We start from the raw sequence: 3,996 nt of genomic DNA, 5'->3' as shown, positions 1-3,996 counted from the left end.
CAATCAACTGCTGAATCCCCTGCGCCACATGACGCCTCGATCCCTCCAGATCAAACGCCAGGTCACTCACCATGGCATCAGCCGAAGCCAGCGTCTCACTGAGGTTGGCGAGCAAGCATTCGTTATCGAGGCCTTTCACAACGGCGTACAGCTGCCCCGGTTTGGGGTCGTCTTGGGATTTATCCGGTTTCGGTAGCAAGTAGTGATCGAGCACACGTTTGGTGGTTTCGTCTTTCTGCTTGGCTTTGGATTTTGCGGATGTAGAAGCGGAATCTGCCTCTGGCGGATTCGGGGTTATTTTGAACATAGGTGTGGGCCTCATATTAGGCCGCACCATCTCGCTACTAAACGAAAGGGTGGCGGCTGTGCGCAAGTTAGTAGACCGGTAACCCATACCAAACCCGGCGCGCCCGAGGGCGCCATGTGGAAGGGGGACAGATTTATTTGCCGGAAATAAATCTGTCCCCCTTTTCAATCCGTTGTCCCATGCTTGGCAGGTGCATTTGAAAATTGCCTTATGGAGCAGTGAAAATTTTTAGATCCACATCTAGCTCATCCGCAGTGCTTAACCAATCCTCGATAAGCTGATACGCCTGAATGCTTGCAGGCTGACAAGCGAGCGGATTCTCCATACTTTTAATGTAATGCTTGGCGGAAAATGAGTTACCAGTCACGATCCAAATCTCTTTTTTACACCGCATTGATATTCTGCGGGTGCAAATAAGCTCCCATACACGTTTGGAGAGAGAGTCGTCAGCTGGAGCGGGGTAGTTGACTCTACCGTCAACCAATCTATATCGTGTGCCCAGTGGAAAATTTGCAGTATTTGCGGGCCAAGCTTGGTGCCACGTCGAAAAATTCCCAGGCTTAAATTTTTTATCGCTTGAAACGAGCATGTGTATGTTTTTAATAGCTTGGCTGCCTACCTCGGCAATTGCACCTGCTGAGGATTTTGGCCTCCGAGCAGCCCCGCATTTGACATGAACAAAACAAAGTTTATCTGGTGAGGACAAGATGAAATCAGCCGGTTCAACCCCCATATCACTGCAAAGCACGAGGTCGCAACCTGGAATATACTTAGCGAAGGGTCCTAGCTCACCGAGCGGAGTCGCTGGGTCTCCGTATCCTTTTAACTTGTCGATAAGATAAAATATTGAGTCAGGATCGAAACTATCTCTAGTGGTACGGTGATATTGATGTTTTTTAACGTGGCCTTTTTCTTTGAGATTCGGGCCTAGCATCTCAACAAGGGGGAATAGAGAATTCCCCGAGAAACTATCTTGAGCGGCAATTCCCCGTTCATAAGGCAATGCTAATTTATAGAACGTCCCACCTAAATACGTAACGCCATCCTCATACAGTATTTTTAGTCGATGACCATTATTTAAATACTCAACAACCCATTCGTGGTCATCCCTTCCATCAGACGCACCGCAGAGCTCCACTTCAAAGCAAGAAGCATCATCCAAATATATAAGGGCTAGTTCTATTGTTTCGCCATGCGCGTTAAAACTTACCCCATTGCTGTAGTCTACATAAAGAAATTCAGCATGAATTTTGCCATGCCCGATTGGTTTTGGGCCATCCAGCTCAGTAAAATCCAGTAGCACCGAAAGAATTTCTGTATCTGGTTTGTCGGCTATAGGTTGAGCATAAGACTTGATAAGACGGCCAGCGTTTCCGCCCGCCTCGATACACTCACTAATCGCGTCAATCCACTGCGAAATATCATACAGTGTGAAATTTGATTCTTTCTGGTCTACGACCCGCCCAGACCTAGCGCCAATATAGAAGCTGCTGTCTTTCTTTCCGTCCAGTCCAATATTATCGACTTTCACCATCGTTAAAGCGTATCGAGAGTTACTTTGATTACTGCGGCTGCCATCAAGATCTTGCCCTTTCAAAGCCACAGATTCTGGGCGACGGACAGCTTGTCCAATAGCTCGGGCATGAGTTTCTTTGATCTGATGAATCTTTGTCTTGGCTGCCAATGCCGTAAGTTTGTCAATATGTATGGCATTTCGAAGGCGATACTTTTCTTGGTTGTAGTAACGCCCGCCTCCGCTGTCAAACACCGCCACACCAGACTCCATTTCCTTCAAGATTATTACGTGAAGCTTCGGCTCGAAAAAAAGTTTGTTTGAGAAAAATTTTGAACTATTGAATTCCACATACACCATGACTTTTAGGTCGAGTACATCTTCATAAGTCTTAACTAGAGCTCCAGCGCCGTGAAGTTCCCAGTACAACCTGTCCGTTAATAGGGGCAGAGAAAAATCTTCTTCCTTCTGTACAAAACATACCGACGCATTAGGGATTTTAAGATCGTCCTCCGGATTCAGCTGATTTAAGTCAACACGCTCTTTGAATTTTCCATCAAAATAGCTGTATTTAGGGAAGCTCTCGAGAAAAGATTCAATTAAGTAAGTCGTGCTTAGTGAGCTTACAAATTCTGAGGCTCCTCCGCTGGCAAGATAATCGTCGAATTTTAAATAACCTTCCCACATTCCCTCATTTGCTGCGCGGCTGAGGTCCAGTACTAGTGGTTGCGCTTCGCCATAGTGCCGAACGATTCGACCCACAGCTTGCACTAGCTCACGGCCACTCCCCAATTCGTAAGTGAGAACTAATAGTTTGGCTTCGGGGATGTCAATTCCTTCATCCAATTTGTGTTGATGTATGATAATTCTGAGTCTTTCTATCTTAAGTGCAGGACCTACTCGCTTGAATTTATTCTGCGCCTCGTCGATCTCTAATCGCTCATGCACGCTTGCCGTTATGAATAACGGGGACAAAAGCCCATGGTATTTTTGTATTTCCTCAAGACTCTTACATTTAACAATGCATTTTAAGCTAGCGTCGGCGTCAAGATAGTCTTTTATTCTTTTGAGCAATCTAGGTTCGTCGACAATTTGTTCATAGAGAGGCTCTGTGATAACACCATCAGCGACAGCATCCTTGAATGTGAATACATAAAAATGCTCGGTACTGACATTCAATTCGAATAAGTCATTTCGATATGGTGTGGCCGTAATCACTACTTTCATGGCAGAGGACTGGCGTATTATTTCTCGCCAGACAGGGGACGGCTCGGAGTGTCCCTCATCCACGATGATCAAATCGAAGTCTTTCTGAACGTTTTCCAGCTCTTCATCCCCAAGTACTATCAGCTTCTGAAAGCTAGTAATGTAGATGCCTTCGCCTTGCTCGAAATTATAATCTCGGTATGTTTTTTTCAGATTAAAGTCTGCATCTTTAATTGTGATGCGAAAGAATTTTTTTGATATTTCCCGGAATAGCTGATCTTTCACAGCCTTCCTATGACATATGACGAGGATTTTTGAAGCCTTGGATAGATGCGATATAAGCGAAATAACTCCAGTCTTTCCTGCACCTGTTGGAAGATTGATCAGAAGTGCCCTATTTGACTCATTCTCTTCAGCGTACGCGACGAAGCTGCGGACTGCCTCCAGTTGGCAACTTCTCAACTTTCCTTTTGCAGATTCCAAATATTCAAGAATATTCATAACAGTCTTCCATGCGTTTAATGAGTGTTCCTGTCAATTTGCGAGGCATGCGTCACGCTCAGTAACGGTAGCAGATTGCCATGATCTGGTATTAGGAACCGAATCCACGGGGTGATTTTGGGTACGGGAAATGCCACTCAGCGCCAATCGCTGAAGGGCATGTTGGGTTGGTTGCAGCACCGGATGAATCGCGAGTCGACTGTTGCGGACGTCTTATTGCTACCAATGTTAGCTGTGGGTAGATCGGTTCTGGTGGTGGCCGTCAGCTTCTGACCGTTGCAGCCTATCGCTAGGAAGGACGATGACGAGGATATTCGTGAAAAAATCTCGAGGACACTTAGGGATTATTCGCCCGCTTCTACGGACAGAAGCACCAAAACCCGACGCAAAACGTCGGGTTTTTCGTTGGCGGAAAAATCCTACCGCCGCGGCTCCACATTATCCAACACCCGATTCGCCAACAACGAAC

General features: G+C 46.1%; 2 protein-coding genes. Both read right to left on the bottom strand.

Going from position 1 to position 3,996, the window contains the following annotated elements:
- Positions 1 to 307 (bottom strand): DUF6124 family protein (locus CFII68_RS17165; RefSeq protein ID WP_018605205.1); only part of this gene is annotated, 307 nt, incomplete at its 3' end.
- A 208-nt stretch (positions 308 to 515) separates the two neighbouring features.
- Complete coding sequence (locus CFII68_RS17170; protein WP_018605203.1) at positions 516 to 3,527, bottom strand: DEAD/DEAH box helicase; 3,012 nt, start codon at positions 3,525 to 3,527, stop codon at positions 516 to 518.
- Positions 3,528 to 3,996: the final 469 nt, after the last annotated feature.

The organism is Pseudomonas sp. CFII68, assembly GCF_000416195.1.
GTDB classification, from domain to species: domain Bacteria; phylum Pseudomonadota; class Gammaproteobacteria; order Pseudomonadales; family Pseudomonadaceae; genus Aquipseudomonas; species Aquipseudomonas kilonensis.
The sequence above is the reverse complement of the archived record's forward strand: the minus strand, read 5'-3'. Positions and strand labels throughout refer to the sequence as shown.